The 20050-nt window shown below is 69.3% G+C and carries 19 protein-coding genes; 11 read left to right on the top strand and 8 right to left on the bottom strand.

What is annotated here, in order from left to right; translation table 11 throughout:
* Positions 1–107 precede the first annotated feature (107 nt).
* From SA2016_RS10345 to SA2016_RS10320, 6 genes are all read left to right on the top strand, one after another.
* A complete protein-coding gene (locus tag SA2016_RS10345) occupies positions 108–1514 on the top strand; it encodes a dipeptidase (protein WP_066497822.1) in 1407 nt (468 codons plus the stop codon).
* Positions 1515–1632: 118 nt separating this feature from the next.
* The gene (gene erpA / locus SA2016_RS10340) at positions 1633–1998 is read left to right on the top strand and encodes an iron-sulfur cluster insertion protein ErpA (protein WP_066497818.1); all 366 of its coding nucleotides are present in this window, start codon (positions 1633–1635) and stop codon (positions 1996–1998) included.
* A 212-nt stretch (positions 1999–2210) separates the two neighbouring features.
* Complete coding sequence (gene ctaC / locus SA2016_RS10335; protein WP_066497817.1) at positions 2211–3068, top strand: aa3-type cytochrome oxidase subunit II; 858 nt, start codon at positions 2211–2213, stop codon at positions 3066–3068.
* A 5-nt stretch (positions 3069–3073) separates the two neighbouring features.
* Entirely contained in the window at positions 3074–4798 is a 1725-nt protein-coding gene (ctaD, locus tag SA2016_RS10330) for an aa3-type cytochrome oxidase subunit I (protein WP_066497813.1), read from the top strand.
* A complete protein-coding gene (locus tag SA2016_RS10325; protein ID WP_066497812.1) occupies positions 4795–5196 on the top strand; it encodes a cytochrome c oxidase subunit 4 in 402 nt (133 codons plus the stop codon). The genes ctaD and SA2016_RS10325 overlap by 4 nt, the downstream gene beginning before the upstream one ends.
* A gap of 233 nt (positions 5197–5429) precedes the next feature.
* Positions 5430–6167, top strand: a complete 738-nt coding sequence (locus SA2016_RS10320; protein ID WP_066502328.1) for a GntR family transcriptional regulator — start codon at positions 5430–5432, stop codon at positions 6165–6167.
* Between the two features lie 90 nt (positions 6168–6257).
* On the opposite strand, the gene qcrB is transcribed toward SA2016_RS10320, so the two are convergent.
* The 4 genes from qcrB to ctaE all read right to left on the bottom strand — a co-directional run bounded on the left by qcrB (position 6258) and on the right by ctaE (position 10577).
* Entirely contained in the window at positions 6258–7940 is a 1683-nt protein-coding gene (gene qcrB, locus SA2016_RS10315) for a cytochrome bc1 complex cytochrome b subunit (protein WP_066497811.1), read from the bottom strand.
* On the bottom strand, positions 7937–8983 hold the full coding sequence (gene qcrA, locus SA2016_RS10310; protein WP_066497809.1) for a cytochrome bc1 complex Rieske iron-sulfur subunit: 1047 nt from the start codon (positions 8981–8983) through the stop codon (positions 7937–7939). Before qcrA ends, qcrB begins: the two co-directional genes overlap by 4 nt.
* Positions 8984–9080: 97 nt before the next feature.
* Positions 9081–9866, bottom strand: a complete 786-nt coding sequence (qcrC, locus tag SA2016_RS10305; protein WP_066497806.1) for a cytochrome bc1 complex diheme cytochrome c subunit — start codon at positions 9864–9866, stop codon at positions 9081–9083.
* Between the two features lie 72 nt (positions 9867–9938).
* On the bottom strand, positions 9939–10577 hold the full coding sequence (ctaE, locus tag SA2016_RS10300; protein WP_229710786.1) for an aa3-type cytochrome oxidase subunit III: 639 nt from the start codon (positions 10575–10577) through the stop codon (positions 9939–9941).
* Between the two features lie 221 nt (positions 10578–10798).
* On the opposite strand from ctaE, the gene trpD reads away from it, so the two are divergent.
* On the top strand, positions 10799–11833 hold the full coding sequence (gene trpD, locus SA2016_RS10295) for an anthranilate phosphoribosyltransferase (RefSeq protein ID WP_141305375.1): 1035 nt from the start codon (positions 10799–10801) through the stop codon (positions 11831–11833).
* Between the two features lie 88 nt (positions 11834–11921).
* Here trpD and SA2016_RS10290 read toward each other — a convergent pair whose 3' ends face one another.
* Both SA2016_RS10290 and SA2016_RS10285 read right to left on the bottom strand, forming a co-directional pair.
* Positions 11922–12200: an Lrp/AsnC family transcriptional regulator gene (locus SA2016_RS10290; RefSeq protein WP_066497802.1), complete on the bottom strand. Its 279-nt coding sequence runs from the start codon at positions 12198–12200 to the stop codon at positions 11922–11924.
* A 39-nt stretch (positions 12201–12239) separates the two neighbouring features.
* On the bottom strand, positions 12240–12671 hold the full coding sequence (locus tag SA2016_RS10285; RefSeq protein WP_066497797.1) for a DUF3054 domain-containing protein: 432 nt from the start codon (positions 12669–12671) through the stop codon (positions 12240–12242).
* Positions 12672–12812: 141 nt separating this feature from the next.
* Here SA2016_RS10285 and SA2016_RS10280 point away from each other — a divergent pair, with 141 nt between their 5' ends.
* From SA2016_RS10280 to SA2016_RS10270, 3 genes are all read left to right on the top strand, one after another.
* Positions 12813–13289, top strand: coding sequence for a VOC family protein (locus tag SA2016_RS10280; protein ID WP_066497796.1), 477 nt, complete (start codon positions 12813–12815; stop codon positions 13287–13289).
* A 117-nt stretch (positions 13290–13406) separates the two neighbouring features.
* Positions 13407–13772, top strand: coding sequence for a YciI family protein (locus tag SA2016_RS10275; protein WP_066497795.1), 366 nt, complete (start codon positions 13407–13409; stop codon positions 13770–13772).
* Positions 13765–14985, top strand: a complete 1221-nt coding sequence (locus SA2016_RS10270) for an RNA polymerase sigma factor (protein WP_066497794.1) — start codon at positions 13765–13767, stop codon at positions 14983–14985. The genes SA2016_RS10275 and SA2016_RS10270 overlap by 8 nt, the downstream gene beginning before the upstream one ends.
* Before the next feature lie 461 nt (positions 14986–15446).
* On the opposite strand, the gene SA2016_RS10265 is transcribed toward SA2016_RS10270, so the two are convergent.
* On the bottom strand, positions 15447–17159 hold the full coding sequence (locus SA2016_RS10265; protein ID WP_066497792.1) for an ABC1 kinase family protein: 1713 nt from the start codon (positions 17157–17159) through the stop codon (positions 15447–15449).
* A 224-nt stretch (positions 17160–17383) separates the two neighbouring features.
* On the opposite strand from SA2016_RS10265, the gene SA2016_RS10260 reads away from it, so the two are divergent.
* Positions 17384–17662 (top strand): DUF2277 domain-containing protein, encoded by a 279-nt coding sequence (locus SA2016_RS10260; RefSeq protein ID WP_066497791.1) that lies wholly within the window; start codon positions 17384–17386, stop codon positions 17660–17662.
* 28 nt (positions 17663–17690) lie between these two features.
* Here the strand turns inward: SA2016_RS10260 and SA2016_RS10255 are convergent, their stop codons facing one another.
* Entirely contained in the window at positions 17691–20033 is a 2343-nt protein-coding gene (locus tag SA2016_RS10255; RefSeq protein ID WP_066497789.1) for an ATP-binding cassette domain-containing protein, read from the bottom strand.
* Between the last annotated feature and the right edge of the window lie 17 nt (positions 20034–20050).

The raw sequence follows: 20050 nt of genomic DNA, 5'->3' as shown, positions 1-20050 counted from the left end.
CCTTCAAGGATACCGGCCGGTGCCGCGTGCGGCCGCCGCGGCCGCCGCGGCCGGCGGGGCGTGCAGGGGGCATTGATGGGGCAGGTCCTGCCTTGTAATGTCAAGCCATGCCTTCACATCTACCCCAGCACGTGCCCGCCTCCGACGTCGCGGCGCTGCGGGCCGCCGTCGCCGGGCGATTCGCCGACACGGTCGCCGAGCTGTCCCACCTCGTCGCGATCCCCGGCATCGCCTGGCCGTCCTTCCCGCCCGCCGAGATCGAGCGCAGCGCGGAGGCCGTCCTGGAGCTCGTCCGCGCCGCGGGCATCGAGGACGCCGAGATCCTGCGCGCTCCCCGCCCTGACGGCACCGAGGGCGGCCCTGCCGTGGTGGCACGCCATCCCGCGAAGCCGGGCCAGCCCACGGTCCTGCTCTACGCCCACCACGACGTCCAGCCGCCGGGGGACCTCGCCCTGTGGGAGACCGAGCCGTTCACGGCCACGGAACGCGACGGCCGGCTGTACGGCCGGGGGAGCGCCGACGACAAGGCCGGGATCCTCGTCCACCTCGCGGCCTTCCGCGCCGTCACCGAGGTCTTCGCCGACAGGTTCGGCCTCGGCGTCACCCTCTTCATCGAAGGCGAGGAGGAATTCGGCTCCCCGTCCTTCCGCGCCTTCCTCGAGGCGCACCGCGAACGTCTCGCGGCCGACGTGATCGTCGTCGCCGACTCGAGCAACTGGGCGGTCGGCCAGCCCGCGCTCACGGCCAGCCTGCGCGGCCTCGTCGACGGGACGTTCGAGGTGGCCGTGCTCGGCCACTCCGTCCACTCCGGCGTGTTCGGCGGCCCCGTGCTCGACGCCCCCACGATCCTCGCCCGGCTCATCGCCACGCTCCACGACGACGCCGGCAACGTCGCCGTCGCGGGGCTGGTGGCCCACGACGACGCCGACCTCGACTACCCGGAGGAGCAGTACCGCCGGGACGCCTCGGTGCTGGACGGCGTCCGCCTCGCGGGCACCGGCAGCATCGCCGCCCGGCTGTGGCGCCGCCCCGCGCTGTCGATCATCGGCATCGACGTGCCCGCAGTGGACGTCGCCTCCAACACCATCCAGGCCCGGGCACGCGCCAAGTTCAGCCTCCGCCTCGCCCCGGGGCAGGACCCGGACGCCGCCATGGAGTGCGTGCGCGAACACCTCGAGGCCCACGTGCCGTTCGGCGCCCACCTCACCTTCACCCCCAAGGAGAAGGGGAGTGCCTACCAGGCGGACACGGACTCGGAGGCTGCGCGCACCGTGATGTGGGCGCTCGGCGAAGCGTGGAAGACCCCGGCCGTGCACACCGGCATGGGCGGCTCGATTCCGTTCATCGCCGACCTCAAGGAGGTCTTCCCGGCCGCCGAGGTGCTCATCACCGGCGTCGAGGACCCCGATTCGCGGGCCCACAGCGCCAACGAGTCGCTGCACCTCGGCGATTTCGAGAAGTGCATCGTGGCCGAGGCCCTCCTCCTGGCCGGGCTCCGCCGCGACGGAGTGTGAACTCGCCCTCAGGGGGTTGGCAGGGCCTGCCGCCTCGGTCGTAGCATGGATGGAAGGCCCTACGAGGCCGGTCGGGCACTCCGCCGGCCACGAGAGACGGCACGAGAGAAGGTATGGAATGAGCACTGCAATCAATGAGCCGGCCGAGGCCCTTGCCTCGCACGAGGTGCAGCTGACCGAGGTTGCCGCGGGTAAGGTCCGCAGCCTGCTGGAGCAGGAGGGCCGCACCGACCTGCGCCTGCGCGTGTCCGTCCAGCCCGGAGGCTGCTCCGGCCTCATCTACCAGCTGTACTTCGACGAGCGCCTCCTGGACGGCGACGCCGTGCGGGACTTCGACGGCGTCGAGGTGGTCGTGGACAAGATGAGCGTGCCGTACCTCGCGGGCGCCACCATCGACTTCGAGGACTCCATCTCGAAGCAGGGCTTCACGATCGACAACCCCAATGCGCAGGGTTCGTGCGCATGCGGCGACTCCTTCCACTGAGCCGCCTCGGGCACGGCATCGGCCGCGCCTCGACGGGACCGCCAACGGTCCCGTTGAGGCGCGGCCGACGCGTCTGCGGGACATGTGGGAGATTGGCCGGTGTTCGCTGTAAGCTCTACACCGAGTAGTAAAACTATGTCGCCCGGTCGCGTGCACGGGAGCTCGTCTGCCGTGCTGCCACCGGAGAGAAGCACCAAGAGGAAGGGCCGTCTGTGAGGTCGCAGAACCGAACCAGCAGGCAGCGCGCACGTATCATCACGGTCTCGGCAGTTGCCGCGGCCGGCGCGCTCGCACTGTCTGGATGTTCACCCGAGGTCCAGCGTGGCTGGCTACCCACTGATCGGGATACCACGAGCAATACGCCGATCATCACGGACCTCTGGGTGAATTCCTGGATCGCGGCCATGGTCATCGGCATGATCACGTGGGCCCTCATCCTCTGGTGCATCGTGGCCTACCGCCGGCGCAAGGGCACCAGGGGCTTCCCCCGCCAGACGAGCTACAACCTGCCGCTCGAGATCTTCTACACGGCCATCCCGCTGTTCCTCGTCTTCACGTTCTTCTACTTCACCGACCGCGACCAGCGCGCGATCGATACCCCGAACGCGAACCCGGACGTGACCGTCAATGTGGTCGGCAAGCAGTGGTCCTGGGACTTCAACTACAAGCAGGGCGGCGTCGTCAAGGACGATGTGCACGAGGCCGGCACGCAGGCGCAGCTGACGGGCCAGCCGATCGACCTCAACACGCTCCCGACCCTCTACCTCCCGGTGGGCAAGTCGGTGACCGTGGAGCTCACGTCCCGCGACGTCATCCACTCGTTCTGGGTCCCCGCCTTCCTCCAGAAGCGCGACATGATCCCGGGCAAGCCCAACTACATGTACTTCACCCCGCAGAAGGAGGGCACCTACGACGGCAAGTGCGCCGAGCTCTGCGGCGAGTACCACTCCGAGATGCTGTTCCGCGTGAAGGTCGTCTCCGAGGCGGAGTTCCAGGCGCATCTGGCGGGCCTCGACAAGGGCCTCCTGGACACGAAGTACGACCGCAACCCTAACCAGAACCAGAAGTAGGGACCATGGCTACCTATACCCAGTCGCCTTCTGCCGGTGCTGTAAGCGCACCGGTGGTGCCGACGTCCAAGGGGCGCATCGTCGTCAACTGGATCACCTCGACCGACCACAAGACCATCGGGTACATGTACCTGATCGCGTCGTTCGTGTTCTTCTGCCTCGGCGGCGTGATGGCACTGCTCATCCGCGCCGAGCTCTTCGAGCCGGGCATGCAGATCCTGCAGACCAAGGAGCAGTACAACCAGCTGTTCACGATGCACGGCACGATCATGCTGCTCATGTTCGCGACCCCGCTCTTCGCGGGCTTCACGAACGTGATCATGCCGCTGCAGATCGGTGCCCCGGATGTCGCGTTCCCCCGCCTGAACGCCCTCGCGCTCTGGTTCTTCCTCTTCGGCTCCACCATCGCGGTCGCCGGCTTCATCACGCCCCAGGGCGCGGCCTCGTTCGGCTGGTTCGCCTACGCCCCGCTGTCGAACACGACCTTCACCCCCGGCGTCGGCGGTGACCTCTGGGTCTTCGGGCTAGCGCTCTCGGGCTTCGGCACCATCCTCGGCGCGGTCAACTTCATCACCACCGTGATCTGCATGCGCGCGCCCGGCATGACGATGTGGCGCATGCCGATCTTCACCTGGAACGTCTTCATCACCTCGATCCTCGTGCTGATGGCGTTCCCCCCGCTGGCCGCCGCCCTGTTCGGCCTCGGTGCCGACCGCCGCTTCGGCGCCCACATCTTCGACCCGGAGAACGGCGGCGCCATCCTCTGGCAGCACCTGTTCTGGTTCTTCGGCCACCCCGAGGTGTACATCATCGCGCTGCCGTTCTTCGGCATCGTCTCGGAGATCTTCCCCGTCTTCAGCCGCAAGCCGATCTTCGGCTACAAGGGCCTCGTCTTCGCGACCATCGCCATCGCGGCCCTCTCCGTGAGCGTGTGGGCACACCACATGTACGTCACCGGCGCTGTGCTGCTCCCGTTCTTCTCGTTCATGACCATGCTGATCGCGGTCCCCACCGGCGTGAAGTTCTTCAACTGGATCGGCACGATGTGGCGGGGCTCGCTGACCTTCGAGACCCCGATGCTCTGGAGCCTCGGCTTCCTCATCACCTTCCTCTTCGGTGGCCTCACGGGCATCATCCTGGCGTCGCCGCCGCTGGACTTCCACGTCTCGGACACCTACTTCGTGGTGGCGCACTTCCACTACGTCGTGTTCGGCACCGTCGTCTTCGCGATGTTCGCAGGGTTCTACTTCTGGTGGCCCAAGTTCACGGGCAAGATGCTCAACGAGCGGCTCGGGAAGATCCACTTCTGGCTGCTGCTCATCGGCTTCCACGGCACCTTCCTCATCCAGCACTGGCTGGGCGTCATGGGCATGCCGCGCCGCTACGCCGACTACCTTCCCCAGGACAACTTCACCTGGATGAACCAGTTCTCCACGATCTTCTCGTTCGTGCTGGGCGCGTCGCTGATCCCGTTCTTCTGGAACGTGTACATCACCGCCCGCCACGGCAAGAAGGTCCTCGTGGACGATCCCTGGGGCTTCGGCGGATCCCTCGAGTGGGCCACCTCCTGCCCGCCGCCGCGGCACAACTTCACGTCGCTGCCGCGCATCCGTTCCGAGCGTCCCGCGCTTGACCTCCACCACCCGGAGCTCTCCAGCGTTGGAGCCGTCCAGCACGCGGGGGCCACGGCTGCCGTCGCGGCCGCCGACCGTAAGGACACCGCCAAGTGAAAATCGAGACGATGATCTTCGGGATCGTGGGGCTGTTCTTCCTCCCGGTCGCGATCGTGTACGGATTCATGACCCAGTGGACCGAATGGGTCGGCGTCATCGGGCTGCTGCTGGCCTTCGGGCTGGGCATCATGATCAGCTCGTACATCATGGTGACGGGGCGCCGGGTCGGACTCCGCCCGGAGGACCGCGAGGACGCCGAGATCCATGAGGGTGCCGGCGAGCAGGGGCACTTCAGCCCCTGGAGCTGGTGGCCGCTCATCCTCGGCGCCTCCGCCGCGATCAGCTTCCTCGGCGTCGCAGTCGGCTGGTGGATCCTGTTCATCGGCGCGGGCATCGCCATCGTGGCCCTCGTCGGCTGGGTCTTCGAGTACAGCCGCGGAGACCACGCCCACTGAGCTGCTCACAGCACATAGGCCGGTGGCCGGCACCCTTGTGAAGGGTGCCGGCCACCGGCCTATCTGCTGTGCCCCCGGGCAGCGGATCGCGGCACGCAGACGGTGTGGGGTGTGTCAGGATTGAAGCGACACCTGCCGCGTGCCTCTGCCGGGACGCGCCACGGCTCACGAGGAGGACTGTGCACAACGCCGAGGGCATCGACGGCGAACTCGATCGCTCGTCGAAGACCGCCATGTACATCCAGCTGCGGGAGATCCTCCGGTCCCACATCGCCGTCAAGCTGGCCCCCGGCGCGCCCCTGCCGTCCGAACGGGACCTCTCCCTCCGGTTCGGCGTGGCCCGGATGACGGTGCGCCAGGCGATCGACGCCCTCGTGGCCGAGGGCGTCCTGGACCGCGTCGTCGGGCTGGGGACCTTCGTCAGCCGCCCGAAGCTCGACCTGCAGATGAAGCTCACCTCCTACTCGGAGGAGATGCAGCGCCGGGGAATGGTCCCGGATGCCAAGGTGCTCAGCTTCGAGCAGATCGGCGCCTCCGCCTACCTGGCCCGGGAGCTCAAGGTGGACGAGGGGACTCCTGTGGTCCGCTTCCGGCGCCTCCTGCTCGCCGACAAGGAGCCGATGAGCGTCGACGAGAACTACATCGTGGCCAGCCGGGTGCCCGGGTTCACGGAGGGGCCGCCCCCGAACTCCCTCTACCAGGTGCTCAACGAGAAGTACGGCCTCGTCATGGAATGGGGAGAGGACACGATCGAGGCCACCGCGGCGTCGCCGTCCACGGCCCGCCTGCTCAACGTGGAGATGGGCTCGCCCCTGCTCAAGATCCAGCGCCATGCGTACGTGTCGAAGTCGATCGTGGACTACTCGGTGTCCTACTACCGGGCCGACCGCTACAAGCTCTGGGTGCCGCTCCAGCGCCCGGGAGTCCGCACGCCCCGCAGCTACTCGCCCAAGCGCTTCGGGGCCCTCTGAGGACCCCCTGGGCGCCGCTCGCAGGTGCTCATACGGGAAGGACCCCGCACCGGCAGGTGCGGGGTCCTTCTGTCGGCGAGGCTGCCGGCGTCAGTGGGTGATGCTCTTGGCCTCGTCGTGCGACTCGATCGCCTCGTGGTGCCCGTGGGCGTGGGCCGCCTCGAGCTCGGCCGGGGTGACCGGAGCGATGCGGTCCTCGAAGAACCACTGGGAGAGCTTCGCGCGGCGCTTCTCCGTGCGGTCCACGACGCCCTTCGCGTTCGGCTGCGCCGGAAGGACCTGCGGGGACTCGAAGCCGACCAGGCGATAGCGCTTGTACTCGTCGACCGGGGCGTGGACCTCGATGAACTCGCCGTGGGGGAGCCGGACGATGCGGCCCGTCTCCCGGCCATGGAGGGCAATCTCGCGGTCCTTGCGCTGCAGCGCCAGGGCGATCCGCTTCGTGATGACGAAGGCGATGATCGGGCCTGCGAAGAACAGCGCGCGGAGCCAGTAGGTCACATCGTTGAGCGCCACGTGGAAGTGGGTCGCGATGAGGTCGGAGCTGGCTGCAGCCCACATCACGCAGTAGAACGTGAATCCGGCCATGCCGATCGCGGTGCGCGTCGGGGCGTTGCGCGGACGGTCCAGGACGTGGTGCTCACGCTCGTCCTTGGTGATCCAGCGCTCGATCCACGGGTACGTGAACAGCACGGTGAAGACGATGCCCGCCGGGACGAGCGCCGGCAGGAGCACATTGAGCGTGAGCGTCTGGTTGAAGATCATGAACTCGAAGTGCTGCCGGTAGCCACCGATCGGGCCGAGGACACCCGGCATGAGACGCAGCGCACCGTCGACCCAGCCGATGTACCAGTCCGGCTGGGTGCCGGCCGAGACGGGGGAGGGGTCGTAGGGACCGTAGTTCCAGATCGGGTTGATCGTGAACGCCGAAGCCATCGCGGCGATGACCCCGAACACGATGAAGAAGAAGCCGCCGGCCTTGGCCGCGTAGACCGGGCCGAGGGGGTAGCCGACGACGTTGCCGTCGTTGCGGCCGGGGCCGGGGTACTGCGTGTGCTTGTGCACCACGACGAACATGAGGTGCAGCGCGACGAACAGCAGGATCATCGCGGGGATGAGCAGGATGTGCAGCACGTACAGACGCCCGATGATGGCCGAGCCCGGGAACTCGCCGCCGAACAGGAACATCGAGATCCAGGTGCCGATGATCGGGATGGACTTGATGACGCCGTCGATGATGCGCAGGCCGTTGCCCGAGAGCAGGTCGTCCGGGAGGGAGTAGCCGGTGAAGCCGGCCGCCATGCCCAGGATGAGGAGCACGCCGCCGATGACCCAGTTCATCTCACGCGGCTTGCGGAACGCGCCGGTGAAGAAGACGCGCAGCATGTGCACGCTCATCGAGGCCACGAACAGCAGGGCGGCCCAGTGGTGGACCTGGCGCATGAACAGTCCGCCGCGCACCTCGAAGGAAATGTGCAGCGAGGACTGGTACGCAACCGACATCTCCATGCCGCGCAGGGGCACGTAGGCGCCGGCGTAGTGCGTCTCCGCCATCGACGGATCGAAGAAGAACGTCAGGAAGGTGCCCGACAGCAGAAGGATGACGAAGCTGTAGAGGGCAACCTCGCCGAACATGAACGACCAGTGGTCGGGGAAGACCTTGCGGCCGAACTCCCGCACCACGCTCGACGCGCCGGTGCGCTGGTCGACGAAGCTGGCGATCCGGCCGACCTTGGTCGGCGGCTGATAGGTGGAGGCGGTAGTGCCGCTCACGAGTACTCACGCTCCCAGTAGCTAGGTCCAACAGGTTCGTGGAAGTCCGACGTGGCCACAAGGTAGCCGTCGGCGTCGACCTCGATCGGGAGCTGCGGAAGCGGACGGCTCGCAGGACCGAAGATGACCTCGCACTCGTGGGTGAGGTCGAAGGTCGACTGGTGGCACGGGCACAGCAGGTGGTGGGTCTGCTGTTCGTAGAGCGCCACCGGGCAGCCGACATGCGTGCAGATCTTGGAATACGCGACGATGCCGTTGTAGTTCCAGCTCTCGCGGCCGGGCGAGACGTGCAGGTCCTCGGGGTTGAGGCGCATGAGAAGGACGACGGCCTTGGCCTTCTCGTTCAGCTTGCCTTCGGTGAGGTCGTTGAGGCCCTCGGGAATGACGTGGAACGCCGAGCCGATGGTGACATCCGACGCCTTGATCGGCGTACCGTCCGGGTCACGCGTGAGGCGGACCTTCTTGCCGTCCTTGGGGGCCCACATCGTGTGGCGCAGCTTGTCGTTCGCGTTCGGCCCGAGATCGCCGAAGACGGCCAGGGCCGGCAGCGGCGCCAGCGCGAGCGCGCCGATGAGGGTGTTCCGGATGAGGGGGCGGCGCTTGATGCCCGTCTCCTCGATGATGTCGTCGACGATCTTGACCGCCGCGACGCGGTCCTCCTCGGAGCTGATCGCGTGGCGGGACTCCGAGACCTCGTGGTCCGGCATGAGCGCCTTGGCCCAGTGGACGATCCCCGTGCCGATGCCGAGCATCGCGAACGTGGTGCCGAGGCCGAGCAGGATGTTCTGCAGGCGGATCGTCGGGATCGTCGAGTCACTGCCCAAGTCGATGGCGAAGTACGCGACGAGGAACACGATCGTGCCGATCACCGAGATGATGAACAGAATCGTGACCTGGCGCTCAGCGCGCTTCGCAGCCCTGGGGTCGGTGTCAGCCAGGCGGAGACGATGCGGCGGGAGTCCCGGATCCGCGAACTTCTCTGTCTGACCAGCCGTAGCTACAGCGCCCCCGGTCTGGGGAGAACCGTCACTATGGTTGCCCATATTTCCCCTCATCCTTCCTGGCCCCCGGCGGTCCGGGGACGATGTTCAAATCTATGCCGCCACTGTCGGGCGGCCCCTACTGCGATGCGCTGGCGCGTCAGGACGTGCGGGACGTGAGCCAGATCGTGAAGCCGATGATGACGCCGAGGCCGGCAACCCACACGAAGAGGCCCTCGGACACCGGACCGAGCGAGCCGAGGGTGGCGCCGCCGGGCGAGCCCTGGGTCTCGATCGTCTTGAGGAACGTGATGATGTCCCGCTTGCTCTCGGGGGAGATGTTGGCATCGGAGAACACCGGCATGTTCTGCGGGCCCGTGGCCATGGCCTCGTAGATGTGCTTCTCGGTCACGCCGGCCAGGGACGGAGCGAACTTGCCCTGGGTCAGCGCACCGCCGGCCGCAGCGGCGTTGTGGCACATCGCGCAGTTGACGCGGAAGAGCTCGCCGCCGTGGGTGGCATCGCCCTTGTCGTCGAGCATGGCCGCATCCGGCAGGGCCGGGCCGGGGCCGAGCGACGCGACGTACGCGGCCAGCTGCTTGGTCTGATCGTCGTTGAACTGCACCGGCTTCTTCTGGGCCTGCGGGCCGTTCATCTGCATGGGCATGCGGCCGGTGCCGACCTGGAAGTCCACCGCTGCCGCGCCGACGCCGACGAGCGACGGACCGGCGGCCGTGCCGGAGGCGCCCATCCCGTGGCACGTGGCGCAGTTCGCCACGAAGAGCTTCTGCCCCTCGCTGACGTCCGACGCCGAGAAGCTGGTGTCGGCCTTGGCCTGGTTGGCAGTGCTGAACATTGCGTACATTCCGCCGGTCAGCAGCAGCCCCATGACCAACAGTGCGATGACTGCCATCGGGTGACGCCGCTTCTGCGAGAGTGCCTTCACGAATCCGTTCCTATCCGTTTGCTGCCGCCGCCGTCCGGGCGCGGTCCGAAATCTGCTGCTGTGCTCCTGGGACTACTTGAGGACGTAGATGACCAGGAAGAGCCCGATCCACACGACGTCCACGAAGTGCCAGTAGTACGAGGTGACGATGGCCGAGGTGGCCTCGTAGTGGCCGAAGCGCTTGGCTGCGAAGGCCCGGCCGATGATGAACAGGAAGGCCACGAGGCCGCCCATCACGTGGAGGCCGTGGAAGCCGGTCGTCATGTAGAACGCAGAACCGTAGGCATTGGCACTCAGAGTCACGTGCTCCGCGGTGAGGTTCGCATACTCGGTGGACTGGCCGGCGACGAACCAGGCGCCCATGAAGAACGTGAGGATGAACCACTCGACCATGCCCCACTTGGCGAACGCGAAGAGGCCGCCGCTGCGGCGCGGCTGGAGCCTCTCCGCCGCGAAGACGCCCATCTGGCACGTGAACGAGCTCGCCACGAGGACGATCGTGTTCACAAGCGCGTAGGGGAAGTCGAGCTTGGCCGTCTCCTCAGCCCACAGGCCGCCCGAGGCGGCACGCAGGGTGAAGTACATGGCGAAGAGGCCGGCGAAGAACATCAGCTCACTGGACAGCCACACCACGGTCCCGACCGAGACCATGTTGGGGCGATTCAGCGTGGGATGTGCCGGGGTTGTCGGGGCATGAGTCGCTGTCGTCACAAGGACATTATGTCTACAAACCTCGGGTTCGCCCAACGCGAACCGCACCTTCTGGGAACTTTTTCTACAAACCCTCGAAAACATGCGGATCCGCGGCCGTGGGCGGGTGCGGCCCGTCTCATCCGGGGACGTTTGGGCGCCACTCGCGCGGGGTCGATAGCATCGGAGGCGTGAACACCGAGGCTTCCGGCAGTGGATCTGCCCATGGGGATTCTGCCAATGTGACCGCGCCCACGTGGCGGTCCCTCATCGGCGCGCTCGTCGCCGGGCGCGACCTGACCCAGGCCGAGACGGCCTGGGCCATGGACACGATCATGTCCGGTGACGCCACTGACTCCCAGATCGCGGGGTTCCTCGTGGGCCTGCGCGCCAAGGGCGAGACCGTGGACGAGCTCGCGGGCCTCGTGAAGGGCATGGTCGCGCGGGCGACCCCCATCAGCATCTCGGGGGAGAAGCTCGACATCGTCGGCACGGGCGGGGACCAGCAGAACACGGTGAACATCTCGAGCACGGCGGCGCTCGTCATGGCCGGAGCCGGTGCCAAGGTCGTCAAGCACGGCAACCGGGCGGCGTCCTCGTCCTCAGGCTCGGCCGATGTGCTCGAGGCCCTCGGGGTGCGGCTCGACATGGGCGTCGACCGCGTGGCAGCAGCCGCCGAGCAGGTGGGCATCACCTTCTGCTTCGCCCAGGTCTTCCACCCGTCCTTCCGGTTCACCGCGGTGCCGCGCAAGGAGCTGGCGATACCCACGGCGTTCAACATCCTCGGCCCGCTCACGAACCCCGCACACGTCCAGGCCTCGGCAGTGGGAGCGGCCGATGCCCGGATGGCACCGCTCATCGCCGGCGTCCTCGCGGAGCGCGGCAGCCGCGGGCTCGTGTTCCGCGGCGACGACGGGCTGGACGAGCTCACGATCACCACCACGTCGCGCCTCTGGGAGGTCAGGGACGGGAAGCTCACGGAGTCCGTCCTCGATCCTCTCGACCTCGGCATTCCGAGGGCCACGCTGGACGACCTGCGCGGCGGCGATGCCGCCCACAACGCCGAGGTCGTGCGGCGCACCCTCGCCGGCGACCGCGGCCCGGTGCGCGACGCGGTGGTGCTCAACGCCGCCGCGGGCCTCGTGGCCTACGACCTCTCGGCGGAGGGCCCGCTGCTCGAAAGGCTCGCGGCCGCCAAGCGGCGCGCCGAGGAATCGATCGACTCCGGCGCCGCGGCCCGGGTCCTGCAGGCCTGGGTGGACTTCACCCGATCCTGATCGCTGCCCCGTGGGGCAGAGCAGGGGCCGGGCCACGCGGCCCGGCCCCTGCCGTTTCGCCCTGCGGGGCGTCAGGACAGTCCGTGCGTCAGGACAGTCCGAGGGAGAACGCCGCGTCGAGGTCGTGACGCGAGTAGGCGCGGAACGCGATGTGGGTCGTCGTCTCGATGACGCCGTCGACCTTCGACAGCCGATCCGCGACCACGTCGGCGAGCTCCTCGTGCTCCCGCACGCGCGCAATCGCGATGAGGTCCCAGTCGCCGGTGACCGAGTACACCTCACTGATGCCCGGGATGGCGGAGATCTGCTCGGCCACCTCGGGGATCTTCTTTGAGTCCGTCTGGATGAAGACGAATGCCGTGATCATGGTCCTCCGTTCGAAGAAGGGGCGTTCCCTGCCTTCAGCCTAGTGCGCTGCCCGCCGGTGCCGGGCAGCGCGCACCCCGAGGGCGGCAGCGCGCCACCCGACGAGTGCGATGCCGAGGACGCTCGCGGCCACGATGAGGAACGGCACCGCCGTCCCCTGGCCGGTTGCGGCGCGCAGCAGCATCCCGACGGCAAAGGTGCCGAGCCACGCGAGGACGCCGGCGGGCCAGACGGCCAGGGGCCTGCGGTGGAGGAGGGGCAGGGCCCACGCGAGCGCGAGCCCCACGGCGAACGGCCATGCCGTGGCCAGCACGCCGGCCACTGCATCGGCCTCGCCGTGGCTCGCGCGTCCCGTCGCCGCGAAGGCGAGGACGATGACCAGGTCTGCGACGGCGGCGGCAATGGCGGGGCCGGCGGCGGGGCGGGCTGCCCGGGCCGCCGAGGGCGCGGAGGCTGAAGGGGAAGGACGCATGCCTCAAGCCTACGCGCGGAAGGCGCCCCGGCCGGCGTCGTGCGTGCCGTCACCGGCGCCGGCGGTCCTCGTGCCCTTCCGCCGCAGCGCGGTGCGCGGAAGAATGCGGGCAGCGAGGATGCCAGGACCCCCGGAGGAGCCATGCCCGAGATGAGGACCTGCCTGTGGTTCGACACCCAGGCCGAGGAGGCCGCCCGGTTCTACACGGGCATCTTCCCCCATTCCCGCATCACGGGGATCGAGCGGTACGGCGAGGCGGGCCCGCGCGAGCAGGGGAGCGTGATGACTGCCGCCTTCGAGCTCGACGGGCGCCCGTTCCTGGCCCTCAACGGCGGCCCGGAGTTCACGTTCACCGAGGCGGTGTCCCTCCAGGTCTTCTGCCGCGACCAGGACGAGGTGGACTACTACTGGACTGCGCTCACGGCCGACGGCGGCGTCGAGAGCCAGTGCGGCTGGCTCAAGGACCGCTTCGGGTTCTCCTGGCAGGTCATTCCGACGCGGCTCGAGGAATTGCGCACCGATCCCGACTCTGCCCGCGCGCAGCGGGCCTTCGCCGCGATGCTCTCGATGCGCAAGATCGTGATCGCGGACCTCGAGGCGGCGGCCGACGCCGGGTGAGCAGCGGGCGCGGCGGCTCTCCTCGTGCTCCTTCCGCGGGCCGTGTCGAAATCAGCGCCGTCCGTTCGTCCAGTAGGTGAGGGGCCGCAGGGGCCCCGACGACAGGAGGCGAGAGCCATGACCCAGTACCTGATCAGCATGTACCAGCCCGACGGCGTCGTGCCGCCGCCCGAGTTCCTCGCGCCGATCATGGCGAAGCTGGCCGAGCTGACAGCTGACCTCAAGGCCGCGGGAGCCTACGTGTACGGCAACGGGCTCGCGGACGCATCCTCCGCGACGGTGCTGCGGGCGGACGGGGGAGAGGTGCTCGTCACCGACGGGCCCTACCTCGAGGGCAAGGAGCACATGGGCGGCTTCGACATCATCGAGGCCCCGGACCTCGATGCGGCGCTGGTGTGGGGACGCAGGTTCGCCCAGATCACCGGCCTTCCGATCGAGGTCCGGCCCTTCGCGGGCGTCCCCGCGCCGAGCACGGGTGGCTGAGGAACGGGAGGCCGGGACCGTTGCTGCCGTGTTCCGCGAGGAGTACGGCAGGGCGGTCTCGGTCCTCGTGCGCACCACCGGGGACCTCGGCCTCGCCGAGGACGCGGTGCAGGAGGCCTTCGCGGCCGCGGCCGAGCGCTGGCCCGCGGACGGCATCCCCGACCACCCCGGCGCCTGGATCATCACGACGGCGCGCCGCCGCGCCGTCGACCGCTTCCGCCGCGAGGCGGTCCGGGGGAGCAAGGAGGCGGCCGCCGCAGCCCTCGCCGACGAGGAGCCGCGGCACGAGCCGCTGGGCGATGACCGGCTCGCGCTCCTGTTCGTCTGCTGCCACCCGGCGCTGGCCATGCCGGCCAGGGTGGCCCTCGCCCTGCGGATCATCGGCGGACTCACGACGGCGCAGGTCGCCGCCGCCTTCCTCGTCCCAGAGCCGACCCTGGCCCAGCGGATCTCGCGCGCGAAGGCCAAGATCCGCGACGCGCGCATCCCGTACCGGGTGCCGGCGGCCGAGGAACTGCCCGAGCGGCTCGCCGGGGTCCTGGCGGTGGTCTACCTCATCTACAACGAGGGCTACTCCGCGGGGCTGGGGGAGCCGCCGGCACGGGCCGGCCTGTGCGCCGAGGCCGTGCGGCTCGCGCGCGTGCTGGTCCAGCTCCTCCCGGGAGAGCCGGAGGCCAGGGGACTGCTCGCCCTGCTGCTGCTCTCCGAGTCGCGGCGGACTGCGCGCTCCGGTCCCGGCGGGGTCCTCGTGCCGCTCGCGGAGCAGGACCGATCGCTCTGGGACGCGGACCTCATCGCCGAGGGCACCGCCCTCGTGCACGAGTGCCTCGCGCGCGGACGGCTCGGCCAGTACCAGCTCCAGGCCGCCATCCAGGCGGTGCACGCCGCAGCGGCGTCGGCCGAGGCCACCGACTGGCGCCGGATCGTGCGGCTCTACGACCTGCTCGCCGAGCTGGCGCCCGGGCCGGTGGTGGCGCTCAACCGGGCGGTCGCGGTGGCCGAAGCCGAGGGACCCGGGGCCGCGCTGGCACTCGTGGACGCGCTCGACCTCACGGGCTACCACGTATTCCACGCGGTGCGGGCCGACCTCCTCGCGAGGACGGGCCGTGCTGCTGAGGCCGCCGCCGAGTACGCGGAGGCCTCGCGGCTGGCACCGGCCGCAGGGGAGAGGTCCTATCTCGAGGGGCGCGCCCGCCGGCTGTCGGGGACGTGACCATGCGGCCCGTGAACGGGATTCTCGGGGCCGAAACGCACAGGAACTACCACCGCCCGTTTCCCGCCCAGTTGACATAATCGACGGACGCCGTGCGCAGCGCCGGTCCCAGAAGAGCCCGAAAACCGTGAAAGGTACCTCTCGTCGATTTCTGGGTTTTCGGCCTGTGCGGCGGAATGCGCCTGGGCCGCCCGGGGGCGCGGAGGTGCAGCAGCAGGCGCCGGGGAGGCGGCCGAAAGTCCCAGGGGCGCGCTCCGGTCCTTTAATTGACATAATGTCGATTATCGGCCAAGCATGTTGGGTTGCCGAGGAGAGCCGCGGCGTCACGCCCTGTGCCGTCTGATCGCCAGTCGCCAGCGCATCCCTCGCACTCCGCGGCGCCCAAGACGACCGCAGTCTGAAGCGACGACGAGCGCGGTCTGAGGCGACAAGGCGGCAGGGCAACGATCGAAGTCCGACCATCAGGACCGCCGGCGCCCGGTCCACGCGAGGTAGGCCGCCAGCGAGCCGGAGGCGGCGATGCCGGCCCCTGTGAGGACCGTCCGCAGGCCCCGAGGGTGCCCTGGGGGCTGGGAGACGAGGATCTCCCCGACGCCCCGGACGAACGCCGCGGCAAGGGTGGCGGCGGCCACCAGACGGGCGGCCGAGTCCAGGTGCGAGATCAGTTCTTCCAGCTCGCCGGGGCGGAGGCTGACCTGGGCTCCCCCGCGCTCCAGAGCATCTTCCAGGGAGCGGAGCTGGCGGGGCAGGCGTTCGGCTGCGTCCAGCAACTCGCTTCCGGCGTGGCCCAGGCGACGGAGGACAGCGGGCGGAGCGAGCCGCTCCAGGGCGAGGGATTCGGCCCAGGGCCCGATCACGGCGGCGAACTGGAACCCCGGATCCAGGGTGACGGCCAGAGACTCGACCATCACGAGCATCCGCAGCAGCAGGGCCAGTTCTCGGGGCAGTTGGAGGCGATACCGGCGCACGACGCCGAGGAGCTCCCGGACGAACGCCCCGAGCGGCACCTCAGACAGTGGCCGCTCGGCATACAGGCGCATGACCGGGGCCAGGTCTTCGCTCAGGCGCCCCAGGTCCGGGCGCTTCCTGCCGGTGGAGGCGTCCGAGAGGGCTCGCGCCGCGGCGCGAGGATCCCGGCGCGCCAGCGCGATCAGCAGCGCAGAGAGGTGGGCGCGGAGCTGAGGATCCACCGTGCCGACCATGCCGAAGTCGATCAGCCCGATCCGGCCGCCCGGGCGCGCAGGGTCGGGCTCGACGAACAGGTTCCCCGGATGTGGATCGGCGTGGAAGAAGGAGTCCTCGAAGACCATCTTCGCCACGGCATCTGCGTAGCGGGCCGCCAAGGCCGGGCGGTCGATCCCCGCGGCGTCGAGCGCCGCCAGGTCGCTGATCTTGATGCCCCGGATCCTCTCGAGGGTCAGGACACGGGAGGTGGTGGTGTCCCAATGGACCCGGGGCACGTGGATCCCCGGGTCTGCGGAGAAGGCGGCGCGGAAGCGCTCCGCGTTGCGGGCCTCGGCCAGGTAGTCCAGCTCGGCCCGCAACGTCTGGGCGAACTCCTCGGCAATGCCGGGCACGTCGTAGTCCGCGGCGGCATCCCAATGCCGCGCGGCCTGGGCGGCGAGGTTGGCGATGATCTCCAGGTCGAGCTCGACCTGCTCCACCACCCCGGGCCGGCGGACCTTGACCACCACCTCCGTCCCGTCGGCCAGGGTGGCCGCGTGGGCCTGGCCCAGGGAGGCGCTGGCCAGCGGGGAGGGATCGAAGGAGGCGAACACTTCCTGCGGGGCTCCCCCAAGCTCCCGTTCGATGGCCTCCACCACGGCGGCCGCCGGGACGGGCGGAGCCTGGTCCTGGAGGCGGGCCAGTTCCTGCCGGTAGGGGCCCGGAAGGAGATCGTGCCGGGTGGAGAGGGCCTGGCCGAGCTTGATGAAGGTGGGGCCGAGCTGTTCGAGGGCCAGCCGCAGGTGCTCGGGATTGGAATAGGGCTCCTGGCGGGCCTCGTGGCCGAGGAGCCCGTGCTGCAGCGGGACCCACCGCTGCAGCCCGGCGGCGCCGATAGCGAAGCCGAGGCCGTGGCGCGCGAGGGTCTCGGCGATCTGCCGGTACCGCTCCAGGTGCCTGCCGGCCGCCGCCGGGCCCTGAGGATCCTGCGGGCCGCTGCTGCCGTGCATCGCTCAGGACCCGGGCGTGGGGACGAGATCGTTGGGCTTCCACATCTCGGGGTATGCCTCCCTCACTCTGCTGGCGGCCGCTTCAGCAACGGCGGACCAGCGTCCCGGTTCCACTCTGGCACGGCCGGAGGCACGAGCCTTAGAGCCGTTCGTCCCCCGCTGGCCCCGCCGCAGCCCTGAGGCGCACCGGTGACCCAGGTCACCACGGCGCGTATCGTCGAGGCATGTGCCGGAACATCCACACCCTCCATAACTTCGAGCCCTCGGCCACGTCAGAGGAGATCCAGGCGGCCGCCCTGCAGTACGTGCGCAAGATCGCGGGCACCACGAAGCCCTCGAAGGCGAACCAGGACGCGTTCGACCACGCCGTCGCTGAGATCGCCCACATCACTGCGCACCTGCTCGACGATCTGGTGGCGACGACGCCGCCGAAGAACCGCGAAGAGGAAGCGGCGAAGGCGCGCGCCCGGGCAGAGCGCTCGGGACGGTACGCGACGGCCTAGCGCCTGATCTCCCGCTCGCCCTTGGCCCTTAAGCTCCGACGTATCGGGCGAGGTACTCCCCCGTCAGGGTCGACCGGGCCGCCACGAGGTCGGCGGGAGTCCCCTCGAAGACGACCCGGCCGCCGTCGTGCCCCGCCCCCGGCCCGAGGTCGATGATCCAGTCGGCGTGGGCCATGACCGCCTGATGGTGCTCGATCACGATCACGGACCTGCCGGCGTCCACGAGGCGGTCGAGCAGGCCGAGCAGCTGCTCGACGTCGGCCAGGTGCAGGCCCGTGGTCGGCTCGTCGAGGACGTAGACGGTGCCCCTCTCCCCCATCTGCGCGGCGAGCTTGAGCCGCTGCCGTTCTCCGCCCGAGAGCGTGGTGAGCGGCTGCCCGAGCGAGAGGTACCCCAGCCCCACGTCGGCCAGCCGCCTCAGGATCCTGTGCGCGGCGGGGATCGCGGCCTCGGGCTCGGAGAAGAAGCGCTCGGCGTCCTCGACAGCCATTTCCAGCACCTCGGCGATGTTCCGGCCTCCCAGCGTGAACTCGAGCACCGCCGGCTGGTAGCGCCTGCCCTCGCACTCCTCGCAGGGCGTGGTGACGGTGTCCATGAAGCCCAGCTCGGTGTAGATCACCCCGGCGCCGTTGCACACCGGGCACGCGCCCTCGGAGTTGGCACTGAACAGCGCCGGCTTGACGCCGTTGGCCTTTGCGAAGGCCTTCCGGATCGGCTCGAGCAGGCCCGTGTACGTCGCCGGGTTGCTGCGCCGGGATCCCTTGATCGCGCCCTGGTCGATGGTGACGACCCCCTCGGCGGGTGCGACCGAGCCGTGGATGAGCGAACTCTTCCCGGAGCCTGCCACGCCGGTGACCACGGTCAGCACACCGAGCGGGACATCGACGTCGACGTCCTTGAGGTTGTTCGTCGAGGCGCCGCGCACTGCGAGATGGCCCTTCGGGGCTCGCACGGTGCCCTTGGGACGGGCCCTGTCGTCCAGGTGCCGCCCGGTGCGGGTCCCGCTCCCCCGCAGCGCCTCGACGGTGCCCTCGAAGCAGACCTCACCGCCGGCGGAGCCTGCGCCCGGGCCGAGGTCGACCACGTGGTCCGCGATCTCGATCGCCTCGGGCTTGTGCTCGACGACGAGCACCGTGTTCCCCTTGTCCCTCAGCTGGAGGAGGAGCTCGTTCATGCGCTGGATGTCATGCGGGTGCAGGCCGATGGTCGGCTCGTCGAAGACGTACGTGACGTCGGTGAGGGACGAGCCGAGGTGGCGGATCATCTTGGTGCGCTGCGCCTCCCCGCCCGAGAGCGTGCCGGAGGCCCGCTCGAGCGAGAGGTAGCCCAGCCCGATGCCCACGAAGGAGTCGAGCAGGTGCTGCAGGCCCTTCAGCAGCGGCGCCACGGACGGCTCCTCGAGCCGGCGCACCCACTCGGCCAGGTCGGTGATCTGCAGGGCGCACACGTCGGCGATGCTCAGGCCCCTGATCTTCGACGAGCGCGCGCCCTCGGCGAGGCGCGTGCCGCCGCACTCGGGGCATGGCTGGAAGGTGATCGCCCGCTCCACGAAGGCCCGGATGTGCGGCTGCATCGACTCGCGGTCCTTCGACAGCATCGACTTCTGGATCTTCGGGATGAGGCCCTCGTAGGTGAGGTTGATGCCCTCGACCTTGATCTTGGTCGGCTCGCGGCGGAGCAGGTCGTCGAGTTCCTTCTCGGTGAACTGCCCGATCGGCTTGTCCATGTCGAAGTACCCGGACCCGGCGAAGATCCTCCCGTACCAGCCGTCCATGCTGTAGCCGGGAACCTTGAGCGCGCCCCCAGCGAGGGACTTCGAGGCGTCGTACAGGGCGTCGAGGTCGAAGTCGCTGACCTGCCCCGTGCCCTCGCAGCAGGGGCACATCCCGCCGACGACGGTGAAGGAGCGCTTCTCGGTCCGGCCGGCGGCCGTCCTGATCGCTCCGGCGCCGGTCACCGAGGGGACGTTGAACGAGAACGCCTGCGCAGAGCCGATGTGCGGATCGCCCAGCCGGCTGAAGAGCATCCGCAGCATGGCGTTCGCATCGGTCACGGTGCCCACCGTGGAGCGCACGTTGGCGCCCAGGCGCTCCTGGTCGACGATGATGGCGGTGGTGAGGCCCTCGAGGAGGTCGACATCGGGGCGGGCCATGGTCGGCATGAAGCCCTGGACGAAGGTGGAGTACGTCTCGTTGATCATGCGCTGCGACTCCGCGGCGATGGTCGCGAACACGAGCGAGCTCTTGCCGGAGCCCGAGACCCCGGTGAAGACGGTGAGCCGGCGCTTGGGGAGCTCGAGGCTGACGTCCTTGAGATTGTTCTCCCGCGCGCCCTGGACGCGGATCACATCATGGGAGTCGGCTGGGTGCATGGGCCCAGTGTAGGCAG

The organism is Sinomonas atrocyanea, assembly GCF_001577305.1.
GTDB classification, from domain to species: Bacteria; Actinomycetota; Actinomycetes; order Actinomycetales; family Micrococcaceae; genus Sinomonas; species Sinomonas atrocyanea.
The sequence above is the reverse complement of the archived record's forward strand: the minus strand, read 5'-3'. Positions and strand labels throughout refer to the sequence as shown.

Excerpts from the sequence above, each read along its gene's own strand:
- SA2016_RS10345 (WP_066497822.1), top strand. The coding sequence starts at position 108 with ATGCCTTCACATCTACCCCAGCACGTGCCCGCCTCCGACGTCGCGGCG.
- erpA (WP_066497818.1), top strand. The coding sequence starts at position 1,633 with ATGAGCACTGCAATCAATGAGCCGGCCGAGGCCCTTGCCTCGCACGAG.
- ctaD (WP_066497813.1), top strand. The coding sequence starts at position 3,074 with ATGGCTACCTATACCCAGTCGCCTTCTGCCGGTGCTGTAAGCGCACCG.
- SA2016_RS10320 (WP_066502328.1), top strand. The coding sequence starts at position 5,430 with ATGTACATCCAGCTGCGGGAGATCCTCCGGTCCCACATCGCCGTCAAG.
- qcrA (WP_066497809.1), bottom strand. The coding sequence starts at position 8,983 with ATGGGCAACCATAGTGACGGTTCTCCCCAGACCGGGGGCGCTGTAGCT.
- SA2016_RS10290 (WP_066497802.1), bottom strand. The coding sequence starts at position 12,200 with ATGATCACGGCATTCGTCTTCATCCAGACGGACTCAAAGAAGATCCCC.
- SA2016_RS10285 (WP_066497797.1), bottom strand. The coding sequence starts at position 12,671 with ATGCGTCCTTCCCCTTCAGCCTCCGCGCCCTCGGCGGCCCGGGCAGCC.
- SA2016_RS10280 (WP_066497796.1), top strand. The coding sequence starts at position 12,813 with ATGCCCGAGATGAGGACCTGCCTGTGGTTCGACACCCAGGCCGAGGAG.
- SA2016_RS10275 (WP_066497795.1), top strand. The coding sequence starts at position 13,407 with ATGACCCAGTACCTGATCAGCATGTACCAGCCCGACGGCGTCGTGCCG.
- SA2016_RS10265 (WP_066497792.1), bottom strand. The coding sequence starts at position 17,159 with ATGCACGGCAGCAGCGGCCCGCAGGATCCTCAGGGCCCGGCGGCGGCC.
- SA2016_RS10260 (WP_066497791.1), top strand. The coding sequence starts at position 17,384 with ATGTGCCGGAACATCCACACCCTCCATAACTTCGAGCCCTCGGCCACG.
- SA2016_RS10255 (WP_066497789.1), bottom strand. The coding sequence starts at position 20,033 with ATGCACCCAGCCGACTCCCATGATGTGATCCGCGTCCAGGGCGCGCGG.